The sequence below is a fragment of the Streptococcus sp. SS4 genome (assembly GCF_030440125.1).
GTDB lineage: Bacteria > Bacillota > Bacilli > Lactobacillales > Streptococcaceae > Streptococcus.
The window spans coordinates 1-14,604 of sequence record NZ_JAQFJM010000010.1 but is presented as its reverse complement, the minus strand read 5'-3'; the positions used below and the strand labels follow the sequence as shown (position 1 = coordinate 14,604).

General features: G+C 40.7%; 9 protein-coding genes. All 9 read left to right on the top strand.

What is annotated here, in order from left to right:
• Window positions 1–1,260 precede the first annotated feature (1,260 nt).
• The 9 genes from PCY16_RS09220 to PCY16_RS09180 all read left to right on the top strand — a co-directional run bounded on the left by PCY16_RS09220 (window position 1,261) and on the right by PCY16_RS09180 (window position 14,594).
• A complete protein-coding gene (locus PCY16_RS09220) occupies window positions 1,261–2,220 on the top strand; it encodes a competence protein CoiA (RefSeq protein ID WP_060972094.1) in 960 nt (319 codons plus the stop codon).
• A 10-nt stretch (window positions 2,221–2,230) separates the two neighbouring features.
• On the top strand, window positions 2,231–4,036 hold the full coding sequence (pepF, locus tag PCY16_RS09215) for an oligoendopeptidase F (RefSeq protein ID WP_060972086.1): 1,806 nt from the start codon (window positions 2,231–2,233) through the stop codon (window positions 4,034–4,036).
• Between the two features lie 214 nt (window positions 4,037–4,250).
• A complete protein-coding gene (locus PCY16_RS09210; protein ID WP_060972087.1) occupies window positions 4,251–5,471 on the top strand; it encodes an OFA family MFS transporter in 1,221 nt (406 codons plus the stop codon).
• A gap of 71 nt (window positions 5,472–5,542) precedes the next feature.
• The gene (locus PCY16_RS09205; RefSeq protein WP_014633986.1) at window positions 5,543–6,250 is read left to right on the top strand and encodes an O-methyltransferase; all 708 of its coding nucleotides are present in this window, start codon (window positions 5,543–5,545) and stop codon (window positions 6,248–6,250) included.
• Window positions 6,251–6,311: 61 nt separating this feature from the next.
• Complete coding sequence (locus PCY16_RS09200; RefSeq protein WP_002886735.1) at window positions 6,312–7,454, top strand: peptidyl-prolyl cis-trans isomerase; 1,143 nt, start codon at window positions 6,312–6,314, stop codon at window positions 7,452–7,454.
• Window positions 7,455–7,791: 337 nt separating this feature from the next.
• On the top strand, window positions 7,792–8,277 hold the full coding sequence (locus PCY16_RS09195; protein WP_195414044.1) for an LURP-one-related family protein: 486 nt from the start codon (window positions 7,792–7,794) through the stop codon (window positions 8,275–8,277).
• A 24-nt stretch (window positions 8,278–8,301) separates the two neighbouring features.
• Window positions 8,302–10,920, top strand: a complete 2,619-nt coding sequence (alaS, locus tag PCY16_RS09190; RefSeq protein WP_021144605.1) for an alanine--tRNA ligase — start codon at window positions 8,302–8,304, stop codon at window positions 10,918–10,920.
• A 175-nt stretch (window positions 10,921–11,095) separates the two neighbouring features.
• The gene (locus PCY16_RS09185) at window positions 11,096–13,651 is read left to right on the top strand and encodes an SH3 domain-containing protein (RefSeq protein ID WP_070576512.1); all 2,556 of its coding nucleotides are present in this window, start codon (window positions 11,096–11,098) and stop codon (window positions 13,649–13,651) included.
• 208 nt (window positions 13,652–13,859) lie between these two features.
• On the top strand, window positions 13,860–14,594 hold the full coding sequence (locus tag PCY16_RS09180) for a response regulator transcription factor (protein ID WP_021144603.1): 735 nt from the start codon (window positions 13,860–13,862) through the stop codon (window positions 14,592–14,594).
• Window positions 14,595–14,604 lie beyond the last annotated feature (10 nt).

The window sequence follows — 14,604 nt, the reverse complement described above, 5'->3', positions numbered from 1 at the left end:
TTTGGAAGAATCAAGATAGCTAGAAATAAGAAAGATGAAATTTTCTGACATTTAGTAAAACTACTTGATTTAGACTCAAAAAAGAAAAATTGATATACATTTTCTAATTTTTTCAAAACTGTAAAAAGGCCTATATTATAGGCTTTTCTCTATAGCTAACCATGTAAAAAACAAGGGTCTAAATATTATTTTCAAAAAATATGAAATAAATTAATTGACAAAAAATTATAATACAGTATAATAGATTGTGTTAGGAAGAGTTTGTTTTTTTGGCAGGGTGACTCCCTAGTCCAAAAAAGACTAGCTTAGAATCTGGAATTCTAAGTTATCAAATTCCAATGTTTCATTGTGATGATTTAAAAAAGAGAAGATTTAAACAGCAAAAAAATTAGATTAATCGATTTTAAACATCAGCATCATCGTAGCGGGAGCTAGCGGTATTTTTAATCCGTGTAGAGCAAACGACAGATTCAAAAACAGCAGAATCGGTAGAGACTAATCTTCAAAAGCGAAGAGGGAAAGAAAATAAAGCAGTAACTGCTAATATACCTATCAGAAGGTGGATTAAACCTAATGACTGATAGGTGATATGTTTTGAGAGTGGCGTTTTTAGCCATTACTCTTCTAGGAAATAGTATCTTGTAAGCAGTAAGATGTTCTGCGTCAAAAAGCTAGAGGGAAAGCTTTTCAGATTGACTGACTATCAATCATAAGATACTCTTGACTAGAAACCATTTTGGACCAACACGGTTTTGCGTTTGTTGGTATTGAACTGCACCTAGGGAAATGGTGGTTCAATGTTAGTAAATAAAGACTTTACATTTCAAAAAGTCAAAAAATTGTTTTATCACAACGTGAACTCGAGGGATTAAGTTCAAGTTGAGATTCAGGAACAAAAAGGTAAGAAGCATATTGGGATGATGTTTTAGCGACGGAATTTGACTAGATGTTTGTGAGAGCATCTGTCTATGCTACATTGACTATTTTTAAAGGTCGTGTGGAATAGAAACTGTTTTCAAGATCCTGATTCCTAGGAAAGTTGGGGGATTTTCCTTTAGGTATCGAGATTATTGAAAAGAGATCAAATGGACTGAGCGGCACTTGTATCCCAAGGTAAGCAATACACCTATAAACCTAAGTTTCCATACAGCAGGGAGCAAGTTTCAGTTTGAATGGGGGACGCATCTAGAGTCATCTAGATGTTTTTTATTTTGTGAATTCTTTTGCGAATAAGTAAGAGAGTGCATGAAGGAGGGTGTCGTGTTAATTGCAAAAAATCCGGAAGGGAAATTGGTTTCAGCACTTGAAACTGAGTTAAATCGCGAGGAAACTTATTATTGTCCAGGTTGTCAAGGTAGAGTCCTATTGAGGCAGGGGCAGGTAATGTGTCCACATTTTGCTCATATATCTTTGCAAGATTGTCAGTTCTTCTCGGAGAATGAATCGGCCCAACATTTATCCCTTAAGGCAGCCTTATATAAATCTTTGGTTAATCATGGTGAAAAAGTAAGTATTGAAAAGGTTTTGTCTGAGATGGGGCAAATTGCAGATTTATTTGTTGGCGATTCCCTGGCTCTAGAAGTTCAGTGTTCTCGTTTATCCCAGCAACGTTTGAGAGAGAGGACACGCGCCTATCAGCAAGCAGGTTATGAAGTGCGTTGGCTTTTGGGGGAAGACCTATGGTTGGGACGGCGTTTAACAGACTTACAGCGGGACTTTCTCTATTTTACGGCTAATATAGGATTTCATCTATGGGAGCTTGATTGGAAGAAAGAGGAAATTAGACTTAAGTATCTTATCTATGAGGATATTTTTGGGAAAGTCTATTACTTAACTAAGATCTGGCCTTTAACCGAAAATCTGATGGCAGTTCTACGTTATCCTTATCAATCAGAAAAGGCTGAGACCTATCAAGTGACTCAGCGAAAGAAAGTCTCACATGTAATTCAACGAGAATTAATGGGGAAAAATCCAAGGTGGATGAGAAGGCAGGAAGAAGCCTATCTTAGGGGAATGAATTTGTTAAGTCTGTCTGATCAGGATTTTTTCCCACAAGTGAGATTTCCTGAATCTAAGCAAGGATTTGTCCAAATTAGACAGTCACTTGAAGGTTTTGAAAAGCTTTTTAAGAAATATTATCGAAAAAGGCATTTTTCTTATCGACAAACTCTCTACCCTCCCACCTTTTATGCTAAAATAGAAAAGAATAGACACAATTAAGGAGAATATTATGTCAGACAATCGTACTCATTTAGAAGAAAAATACACATGGGATTTGACGACCATTTTTGCGACAGATGCAGATTGGGAAACCGAATATGAAAGCACTGTTCAGGATTTGAAGAAGGCTAGTGCTTATGCAGGTCATCTCTTGGATTCTGCTAAGAACTTGCTTGAGGCAACAGAACTTTATATGAGCCTTATGCGTCGCTTGGAGAAAATCTATGTCTATGCGTCAATGAAAAATGACCAAGACACAACAGTAGGTCTGTATCAAGAGTACCAAGCAAAGGCCTCAAACCTTTATTCACAGTTGAGTGAAGCCTTTGCTTACTTTGAGCCTGAGTTTATGGCCTTGGATGCTGAAAAGTTAACAGCCTTCAAAACAGAGGAACCAGGGCTTGGACTTTATGACCACTATTTCGAACGCCTCTTGGCAAACAAGGATCACGTTCTTTCTCAAGAAGCTGAAGAACTCTTGGCAGCAGCCGGTGATATTTTCAACGGTCCAACGGATACCTTTAATGTCTTGGATAATGCTGATATCCTCTTCCCATGGGTATCAGATGGCCAAGGGGATGTGGTTGAGTTGACACATGGTAACTTTATCACCCTCATGGAATCTAAGGACCGTGACATTCGTAAGGGTGCTTATGAAGCGATGTACGGTACTTACGAGCAGTTCCAACATACCTATGCACAAACACTTCAAGGCGTTGTTAAGGTTCACAATTACCAAGCCAAAGTTCGTCACTATAATTCGGCACGTCATGCAGCACTTGCGGCTAATTTTATTCCAGAGAGTGTTTATGACTCACTCTTGGAATCAGTGAATAAGCATTTGCCACTTTTGCACCGTTACCTTGATTTGCGTAAGAAGGTCTTGGGGCTTGATGAGCTTAAGATGTATGACGTCTACACACCACTTTCTGAGACTGAAACTGCTCTTACTTATGAAGAATCCCTCAGGAAAGCAGAAGAAGTCTTGGCAATCTTTGGTGAAGAGTATAGTAAAGGGGTTCATGCAGCCTTTACGGAACGTTGGATTGACGTTCACCCTAACAAAGGAAAACGCTCAGGTGCCTACTCAGGTGGTGCCTATGATACAAATGCTTTCATGCTTTTGAACTGGCAAGACACTCTGGACAATCTCTTTACCTTGGTTCACGAGACTGGCCACAGCTTGCATTCAACGTTCACACGTCAGACACAACCATATGTTTATGGAGATTACCCAATCTTCTTGGCGGAAATTGCGTCTACAACTAATGAAAATATCTTGACAGAAACACTTCTTAAAGAAGTTAAAGACGACAAGACACGTTTTGCTATTCTTAACCACTATTTGGATGGTTTCAAGGGAACTGTCTTCCGTCAAACCCAATTTGCTGAGTTTGAACATGCTATCCATGAAGCAGATGCCTCTGGTCAAATCTTGACAGCTGACTTCATGAATAAACTTTACGCAGACCTCAATGAGAAATACTATAACCTTAAAGCTGAAGATAACTACGAAATTCAGTTTGAGTGGGAACGTATTCCGCATTTCTACATGAATTACTATGTCTACCAATACGCTACAGGGTTTGCAGCAGCAAGCTACTTAGCTGAAAAAATTGTTCACGGTACTGAGGAGGATAAAGAAGCTTACCTTACTTACCTTAAGGCGGGAAGCTCAGATTATCCTTTGGAAGTTATCAAGAAAGCTGGCGTTGATATGACCAATACCGACTACTTGGATGCTGCCTTCAAAGTTTTTGAAGACCGTCTCGTTGAATTGGAAGCCTTGGTTGAAAAAGGTGTTCACCTTTCTTAAAAAAGTCATTATACTATATGAGAGAATCATTCTAGATAAGAGTGGTTCTTTTTACATCTAAAAAACGAACGTTTACAGCATACAAGTCCTGATTGCTACGGAAAATTACTAATGAGCATATTTATAGCTCCTTGTTTATATTCATGATAGACTAAAAACCTAACGTTTTATAATTGATAAGTGAACAGTGTTCAGAAATAGAAAGTAGGTTTTTGTGAAAACAACCAATCGTTATCTTGTAGCAACGTGTGGTGTCTTACTCCATCTTATGTTGGGGTCTACCTATGCTTGGAGTATCTATCGTAATCCTATTATGGCCCAGACTGGCTGGGATCAATCTTCAGTTTCTTTTGCCTTTTCATTGGCCATCTTTTGTCTTGGTCTTTCTGCAGCCTTCATGGGACGTTTGGTTGAAAAATTTGGTCCTAGAGTGACTGGAAGTATGTCGGCTGTTCTCTATGCCGGAGGTAACATTCTAACAGGAGTTGCCATTGCTCAGGGAGAGCTGTGGATACTTTATCTTGGTTACGGTATTCTTGGTGGTCTAGGACTGGGTGTGGGGTATATTACGCCTGTTTCAACCATCATTAAGTGGTTTCCTGACAAGCGTGGGCTTGCGACTGGTCTTGCCATTATGGGCTTTGGCTTTGCATCGCTCTTGACCAGCCCTATTGCCCAATATCTGATTCAGGCACGTGGTGTTGAGCAGACCTTTTATATCTTGGGAGTTGTTTATTTTATTGTGATGCTTTTTGTCTCACAATTCATTAAACGACCAAGCTTAGAGGAAGCACAACTGTTGGCTGACAAGAGTCCAAACTGTCAGGCTGCTGATTTGAGCAAAGGGGTTACGGCTAATGAAGCTCTGAAATCGTCAACTTTCTACTGGTTATGGCTTATCTTGTTTATCAATATTTCATGTGGCTTAGCCCTTGTCTCTGCTATTTCTCCAATGGCTCAAGATATGGTTGGGATGTCAGCGGAATCAGCAGCAGTTGTTGTCGGTGTTATGGGAATCTTTAATGGTTTTGGTCGCCTTCTGTGGGCAGGCTTGTCGGATTATATTGGGCGTCCGAAGACCTTTATCCTCCTCTTTGCGGTTAATATCGTTATGGCTATCCTCCTAATTGTCCTGCAAGTTCCACTTGTCTTTGTGGTTGCGATGGCTGTTCTGATGACTTGCTACGGGGCAGGATTCTCCTTGATTCCTCCCTACCTTAGCGATATCTTTGGGGCAAAGGAATTGGCTACCCTTCATGGTTATATTCTGACTGCCTGGGCTATGGCAGCCTTGGTGGGACCAATGCTCCTGTCGGTAACCTATGAATTGACAAAATCTTACCAGATGACCTTGCTTGTTTTCATTGCTCTTTACGTGGTAGCTTTAGTTATTGCTTACCTCTTGAAAAAGAAGGTTATTCGTCAAGTAGTCTAATGATGAGGATTTGAGTTATAGATAAGAAAAATCTCTAGCACTCGCTAGGGATTTTTTATATAATAAAACACATGGTTAAATCATATAGTAAAAACGCAAATCACAACATGCGTCGCCCAGTAGTAAACAAGGATATCGTGGATTACATGCGAACGCATCTTCAGGAAAATAAAGGGCATTTGGCTGAGCTGGAGGCCTTTGCTCGTAAGGAAAATATTCCAATTATCCAGCACGAAGTTGTTGCTTATTTCCGATTTTTGTTACAGACCTTGCAGCCTAAGAAAATCCTTGAGGTAGGAACTGCTATTGGTTTTTCAGCTCTTCTTATGGCTGAGTACGCCCCTGATGCTCAGATTACGACGGTTGATCGTAATGAAGAAATGATTGGCTTTGCCAAGGAAAATCTAGCCAAGTATGACAGCCGCAAACAAATTACCTTGGTCGAAGGTGATGCAGCAGAAGTTTTGCAAGATTTGGACACTGATTATGATTTTGTTTTTATGGACTCAGCCAAGTCTAAATATATCGTCTTTCTGCCTGAAATCCTAAAACGTCTCAAGGTAGGTGGTGTCATTGTCTTTGATGATATCTTCCAAGGGGGGGATATTGCCAAAGACATTATGGAGGTTCGTCGTGGTCAACGTACGATTTACCGTGGTTTGCATCGTCTTTTTGATGCGACCTTAGATAACCCTGGTTTGACTGCTAGTTTGGTACCTATGAGTGACGGGCTTCTTATGCTTCGGAAAAATTCTGAAAATATTATCTTGCCAGATTAAGCATTATTTAAGTAAGTGTGGTATAATAACAAAGATATTGACAATTTAAGGAGTAGATAGAATGGCTAAAGAAAATGAAAACCTTGAGTCGACAGAAGAAACTGTTGAAGAGGTTGTAGCAGACAAAGACGCAGAACAAGAGCATCTTGATCGCCAAAAAGAAGAAGAGGAAAGCATCGCCCTCGCTAGTGAAAAAGCGAAAGAAAAAGCTAAACGTGCTAAAACGAAAAAGACACGTGATGCTGGTAAACCAAGCTCAGGTGGCCGCTTCCTTGGAGGTCTTGCCCTTGTAGCTGTTTCAGCTCTCGTTGGTGCAGGTGCTATGTATGTTTCTCTAGGGAACAAAACGACTGAAGAAACAACTTTGGTATCTATGAAAGGTGATACTGTTACTGTCGGTGATGTCTTTGATTCACTTAAAGGTAGCAGCCAAACACAACAAAGTGTTTTGAGTGCAACGTTGCAAAAGGCTCTTGAAAAAGAATATGGTAGCAAAGTCAGCAAAGAAGACGTAGACAAAGCTTATAAGCAAGCTTCAGAACAATACGGAGATCAATTCTCACAAGTACTTGCAGCCTATGGTCAAACAGAAGAGTCATACCGTACTCAAATCCGTACACAAAAATTGGTTGAGTATGCTGTTAACCAAGCCGCACAAAAAGATTTGACAGAAGCCAATTACAAGGCTGCCTATGATAACTACACACCAAATACTGAGGTGCAAGTGGTTTCAACTACTGATAAAGCAGTGGCAGATAAGGTGGACTCTGAAGCTAAGGCAGAAGGAGCAGACTTCTCACAAGTTGCTAAAGATAACAGCTTGGAAGTAACTTCTAAGACAGTTAACTCAGCTTCTCAAGACTTCCCAGCAGATGTTTTGACAGCAGCCTTCAAACAAGATGCTAATGCTGTTTCTGACGTAGTGACTGTTTCAAACAGCTCAACTGGTGCTGCAACTTACTACATCGTTAAAACTGTTTCAAAATCTGAGAAAAATGCAGATTGGAAAAACTATAAGGATGATTTGACTAAGGTTATCATCAATGGTAAGAAATCTGATACTAACTTCACTAATTCAGTGATTGCTAAGGTCCTTAAGAAATATAATGTTAAAGTTGTAGACAAGGCCTTTAGCGCAATTCTTGACCAGTATGTGACTGGTTCTGGAGCTTCATCAAGTTCATCATCAAGCTCTAGCAAATAAATCACAAGATAGAGTTGATAATGCTATTATCAGCTTGACCTAAGACCTAAAACACGTTAAAATGGAGAGTGGCTGAAAGTTCTAATATCATGACATTTTTGGCCATCCCTTTGAGATTGGTAATCATTGCTTCTGATACAGAAAAATGGCGGTCGCTGCGAGCCACGGACGAATCTGGTTACTTGCTACTCAAAGTTCACAATTAAAGACAAATAAGAATGACAAGTTCATTGAATGAAGGTGGTACCGCGGTTCACGTCGCCCTTCGTTTAGTGGCCTTGTCTTTTATTCTTTTAGTATTTTTTGAATGAATGTATGACATTATTGGAGGTAGCTTATGAAAACCTATTTTGTCAAACAGAAGTTTCGATTGGGTGGTGAACGCTTTGATATCAAGGATGATCAAGGTAGAGTTGCCTATCAGGTTGAAGGATCCTTTTTTAAGATTCCAAAGACCTTTACGATTTTTGGCGAGGATGGTCGTGAGATCAGTCATATCACCAAGGAGCCTATTAGTCTCTTACCCAAATTTACGGTGGATTTACAGGATGGTTCGAGTTTTTACATTCGTAAAAAATTAACCTTTCTTCGTGATAAGTATGATGTCGATAATCTTGGTTTGCGAATAGAGGGGAATATTTGGGACCTGGATTTTCAACTGCATAATAGTCAAGATCAGGTAGTTGCTAGGATTCAAAAGGAACTCTTCCATCTAACATCGACCTATACTGTTACCGTTTATGAAAATACTTATGCCGATTTAGCCATTTCCCTATGTGTCGCTATTGACTATGTGGAAATGCTCGAGAATAGCTCAAAATAAGAAACAATTGATTAAGGAGAAACAATGAAACAACTTACTTCAGCACAAATTCGTCAAATGTGGCTTGATTTCTGGAAATCAAAAGGTCACGCTGTTGAACCATCAGCTAACTTGGTTCCAGTTAACGATCCAACCCTTCTTTGGATTAACTCAGGGGTTGCCACTTTGAAAAAATACTTTGATGGCTCAGTAATTCCTGAAAATCCACGTATCACTAACTCACAAAAAGCTATCCGTACCAACGATATCGAAAACGTTGGTAAGACAGCTCGTCACCACACTATGTTTGAAATGCTTGGTAACTTCTCAGTTGGTGATTACTTCCGTGATGAAGCTATCGAATGGGGTTATGAGCTTTTGACAAGCCCAGAGTGGTTTGATTTTCCAAAAGACAAGCTTTACATGACTTACTATCCAGATGATAAAGATTCATACAACCGTTGGATTGCCTGCGGTGTTGAACCAAGTCATTTGATTCCAATTGAAGATAACTTCTGGGAAATCGGTGCTGGACCTTCAGGACCAGATACTGAAATCTTCTTTGACCGTGGCGAAGACTTTGACCCTGATAATATTGGTATCCGTTTGCTTGAAGAAGATATTGAAAACGATCGTTACATTGAAATTTGGAACATCGTTTTGTCACAATTCAACGCAGACCCAGCAGTTCCCCGTTCAGAATACAAGGAACTTCCTAATAAAAACATTGATACGGGCGCGGGTCTTGAACGTCTTGTAGCCGTAATGCAAGGGGCTAAAACAAACTTTGAAACAGACCTCTTCATGCCTATCATTCGTGAAATCGAAAAAATGTCTGGTAAAACTTACAATCCAGATGGTGACACAATGAGCTTCAAGGTTATTGCTGACCACATTCGTTCATTGGCATTTGCCATCGGTGATGGTGCTCTTCCAGGTAATGAAGGTCGTGGTTATGTCCTTCGTCGTCTTCTCCGTCGTGCTGTAATGCATGGTCGTCGTCTCGGCATTTCTGACGCTTTCTTGTACAAACTTGTTCCAACTGTTGGTCAAATTATGGAAAGCTATTACCCAGAAGTTCTTGAGAAGAAAGACTTTATCGAGAAGATTGTTAAACGTGAAGAAGAAACCTTTGCGCGTACCATCGATGCAGGTTCAAGCATGCTTGACGAGCTTCTTGCTAACCTTAAGAAATCTGGTAAAGATACGCTTGAAGGTAAAGACATCTTTAAACTTTACGATACTTATGGATTCCCAGTGGAATTGACAGAAGAGTTGGCTGAAGATGAAGGCTTCAAGATTGACCATGAAGGTTTCAAAGCTGCCATGAAAGAACAACAAGACCGTGCGCGTGCTAGCGTCGTCAAAGGTGGTTCTATGGGTATGCAAAATGAAACTCTCGCTAACATTACTGAACCATCTGAGTTCTTGTATGAAGCGGAAACTGCTGAAAGCCGTTTGAGCGTCATCGTTGCTGATGATACTCGTCATGATAGTGTTAGCTCTGGTCAAGCCCTCCTTGTCTTTGAACAAACACCATTCTACGCTGAAATGGGTGGACAAGTAGCAGACCACGGTACGATCTCAGATTCAGCTGGTACAGTCGTTGCACGTGTGGTTGATGTTCAACGTGCACCAAATGGACAAGCCCTTCACACTGTTGAAGTTGAAGGTGAACTTGTTGTAGGAGCTAACTACAAACTTGAAATTGACCACACACGTCGTCACCGTGTCATGAAGAACCACACAGCGACTCACCTCTTGCACGCTGCCCTTCATAACATCGTCGGTGATCATGCTGTTCAAGCTGGTTCTCTTAACGAACAAGAATTCTTGCGTTTCGACTTCACTCACTTTGAGGCTGTAACTCCAGAAGAATTGCGTGCTATCGAAGAACAAGTCAACGAAGAAATCTGGAAAGCTACTCCAGTAACAACTATTGAAACAGACATTGACACCGCTAAATCAATGGGAGCTATGGCCCTCTTTGGTGAAAAATATGGTAAGAATGTTCGTGTCGTTTCAATCGGTGATTACTCTGTTGAGCTTTGTGGTGGTACGCACGTTGCCAACACTGCTGAAATCGGTATGTTCAAGATTGTCAAAGAAGAAGGTATCGGTTCAGGAACACGTCGTATCTTGGCAGTGACATCACGTGAAGCTTACCTTGCTTATCGTGAAGAAGAAGATGCCCTCAAAGCAATCGCAGCAACACTTAAGGCACCACAATTGAAAGAAGTGCCTAACAAGGTTGCTAGCCTTCAAGAGCAATTGCATGCCCTTCAAAAAGAAAATGCTGCGCTTAAAGAAAAGGCAGCTGCGGCTGCAGCTGGTGACGTCTTCAAAGATGTTAAAGAAGCTAACGGTGTTCGTTACATTGCTAGCCAAGTAGAAGTTTCTGATGCAGGTGCCCTTCGTACCTTCGCGGACCAATGGAAACAAGCAGACTACTCTGATGTCCTTGTCCTTGCAGCTCACATTGGCGAAAAAGTTAATGTTCTTGTAGCAAGCAAGTCTAAAGATGTTCACGCAGGTAATGTTATCAAGGTTCTCGCACCAATCGTATCAGGTCGTGGTGGTGGTAAACCAGATATGGCCATGGCCGGTGGTAACGATGCCAATGGTATCCAAGATCTTCTTTCAGCAGTAGCAGAACAGCTCTAAGATGTGATACAATAAAAGAAACTTGAAAAGGTAGGATGAAAATCCTATCTTTTTTCTTTAAAAACTTTAGTAATAATATTGAAATAATTGTAAAAAATATTCCAAAGGGGTATAATAGAAATATGAAAACGGTTCCAATGTTTATCAAACAGCCTAGAAAGTGAGAGTGATCAAAATGAGAAAGGCATATGTTGTTAAGGAACGTCAACGTTACTCAATTCGTAAATATTCTTTTGGAGCTGCATCAGTCTTGATTGGTGCGAGCTTGATGCTTGGTGGACATGCTTTGGCTCAGGAACAAGCCAACAGCACAAGTACTAGCAAGGATTATGAAGTTTTTGTAAATAATTCTGAACCACTTCAAATCGACCAGGCAACTTCAGAAGCTGTTACCGATGTCCTCAATCAACCAGCTTCAAGATCTGAAGCGCCAAGACCTAAGCTTGCTAGCAGTGAGGTTGCCTCTTCTGAAGCTAATAGTGTAGTGGCTAGCGAGGCTGCTTCTTTGGAAGTACCGGCAGAGGTTGCTCATTCTGCATCTGCTGTTGCTACTGTTTCTAGATCAGAAGTGGCTAGCCCACGTTCTGAAGTGTCATCAGTAGCTAGCTCTGAAGTAGCAAGTGAGACTAACCGTTCAGCAACTTCAGAAGTAGCAGAAGCTAGAGTTACTGACCGTGAAGCTGTGGATACTCCTCAACCTGGTGTGGATGGTCCAGTGACTGCTGATGGTTCTCTTGATATTCCATCAAACGGTACCTATTATTTCCGTCGCACAACAGAAATTCGTACTGCGCCAATCATGGATATCAAACCTACCTTCGTCTTTAGTGCAGGCGACCATGTTATCTACGACAAGGTCTTGAAGAGAGACAATCACCAATGGATTTCTTACATTGGTTACGACTATGAACGCTACTATGCTGATATCGCAGCTTTGAAGGCCGAAAATACTAGTAGCACTACTGAAGCGACTAGAGATGAAACTATCCCTGAACGTGGTACTTATTATTTCACTAAACCTGCAGATGTGAAGAACCAACCTAGCTTGACTGCTAAGACTGAGTTCAATTTTGATCCTGGTATGTCAGTCAACTACGATAGATCTTTGCTTGCGGACAACCACCGTTGGATTTCTTACACTTCGTACAGTGGTACTCGTCGTTACGTCGACCTAGGTGCTGTTGCAGAGGCTGTAGCTAAACCAAGAGGCGATATCGCTATTGAAAGTCATAACAATGGTGACTTTAGTGTGGTTATCAGTAATGTTTCAGATCAAAACGGTGTCCTTGGAGTATCTGTTCCAATCTGGTCTGAAAAGAATGGTCAAGATGACATCATCTGGTACAATGCGACTCGTCTTAACAATGGTAACTACAAGGTTAACGTCAGTCTAACTGACCACAAGAATGAACGTGGCCTCTACAATGTTCATCTTTACTATGTTGAAACTAATGGTAAATTAGTTGGTGTGGGTGGCACAACTTACACAGTTCCTGCCAAAGTTGAAGAAACTCATACAACTACTAGCTATAGCCTTCCTGATGCAGGAACTTACACCTTCAGAGAACGTTCTAGCATCAAGGCAGAACCTCGTGTGGCAAGTCCAGAGTTGGCCTACTACGATGCTGGCATGTCAGTCAACTACGACAAGATTGTCAGTGGTGATGGTTACCAATGGCTTTCTTACCTCAGCTACAATGGCAACCGCCGTTATGTAGCCGTGTCTAAACTTGCTCAACAAGAAAGCAAACCAAGTGGTACTATCAATATTGAAAATCTCTCTAACCTCGGTTTCGATGTTCATATCACTAATGTTTCTGGTGGAGATAAAGCTATCCAAGGCGTAAGTGTTCCAGTATGGACAGCTAAGGACGGCCAAGATGATCTTGTATGGCACCAAGCTGACAGACAAAGTGATGGTAGCTACAAGGTTCGCATCAATGTTAGTGATCATAAGGCTGAAGCAGGCGAATACATTGTCCATCTCTACTATGTTCAAGATGGTAAGATGGTAGGTATTGGAGGCACTAGCACAACTGTTCCAGTTCAAAATGCAACTCGCCACAATCTTCCAGCCTCAGGTTCATACACCTTTACTGCTCGTTCTGGCATTAAGACTCAACCTTTGGTAGCCAACCCAGATGTTAGCTACTACGATGTTGGTATGTCAGTCAACTATGACAAGGTTGTCAATAATGATGGCTATACATGGCTTTCTTACCTTAGCTATTCAGGACATCGTTTCTATGTGGCTATCGCACCAACGAGTGTAACTAAACCTGTAGAACAACCAGTCCAACCAAGTACACCTTCATCTGGCACCTATACTTTCAAGGAACGCTCTAGCATTAAAGCAGAACCAAGTGTGGCAAGTCCAGAGTTGGCCTACTATGATGCTGGTATGTCCGTTAACTATGACAGATTGGTGACTGCAGATGGTCATACCTGGCTCTCTTATGTCAGCCATGGAGGCAACCGCCGATACGTTGCTATTGATGCTAAGGCAACAGCAGTTGCTCAACCAGCAAGCCCAAGCTTAGCGGCAACTGGCACCTATACCTTTACCAAACCGAGCTCTATCAAGGCTCAACCAAGCGTTGCAAGCCCAGAGTTAGCCTACTATGATAAAGGCATGTCCGTTCGCTATGACAAGGTCCTTACAGCAGATGACCATACCTGGTTGTCTTATGTAACCTATAGCGGTGCAAGACGCTATGTGGATATTTCTTAAGATTCGTAACATCACTCTCTTTTGAGGGTGGTGTTTTTTTGGTGAATGAAGCAAAAAAATGTTACAAACTATTGTTTTTTGTAATAAAAATGTAAAATAGGTAAAGAGAACAAAAAATCTCATTTTAAATAAATAAGAGAGGTTCATTTATTAAAGAAATGCTCTAACTTAGAATTTCTCTTAAGATTATGCTAAAGGAAGTTATGCCATGCTTAACATCTATGTTTTAGAGGATCATTTTATCCAACAAAATCGTATTGAAGAGGTTATTCATACGATTCTTAAGAAAAATAATATTAAAGTGGGGGACTTTGAGGTTTTTGACAAACCCAATCAACTGTTAGAGTCTATTACCGAGCGAGGGTCTCATCAGCTCTTTTTCTTGGACATTCAAATTAAAGACGATACTAAAAAAGGTTTGGAAGTGGCTAAGCAGATTCGCAGGAATGATCCCTATGCCAATATTGTTTTCTTCACGACCCATTCAGAGTATCTTCCCTTGACTTTTCAATACCAACTGGCAGCTCTAGACTTTATTGATAAGTCTTTGGAGGGTGAGGACTTTCAAAAGCGTGTGGAAAGTGTTATCTTATTAACCTGCAAAAAGACACAGAGTCAGAATCCAGAAGATGCTTTTCGGATTGAGAATGCTAAGACCGTTATTCAGGTTCCCTTTCATGATATCTTATACTTTGAGACATCAGACATTGTTCACAAGGTTATCCTTTATACCAAAGAGGAGCAGATTGAGTTTTATGGCAGTCTCTCACAAATCGAAAAGAGTGACCCTAGACTGTTTAAATGCCACAAATCTTTCCTTATCAACCCAGAAAATATCATCAAATTAGATAAAAGTACGGGGACAGTCTATTTTGAAAATGGTGGCGTTTGCTATGTTTCAAAGTTGAAACTAAAGAAATTGCTTGAGAGAATCAGCCTATGACAGCAATCAA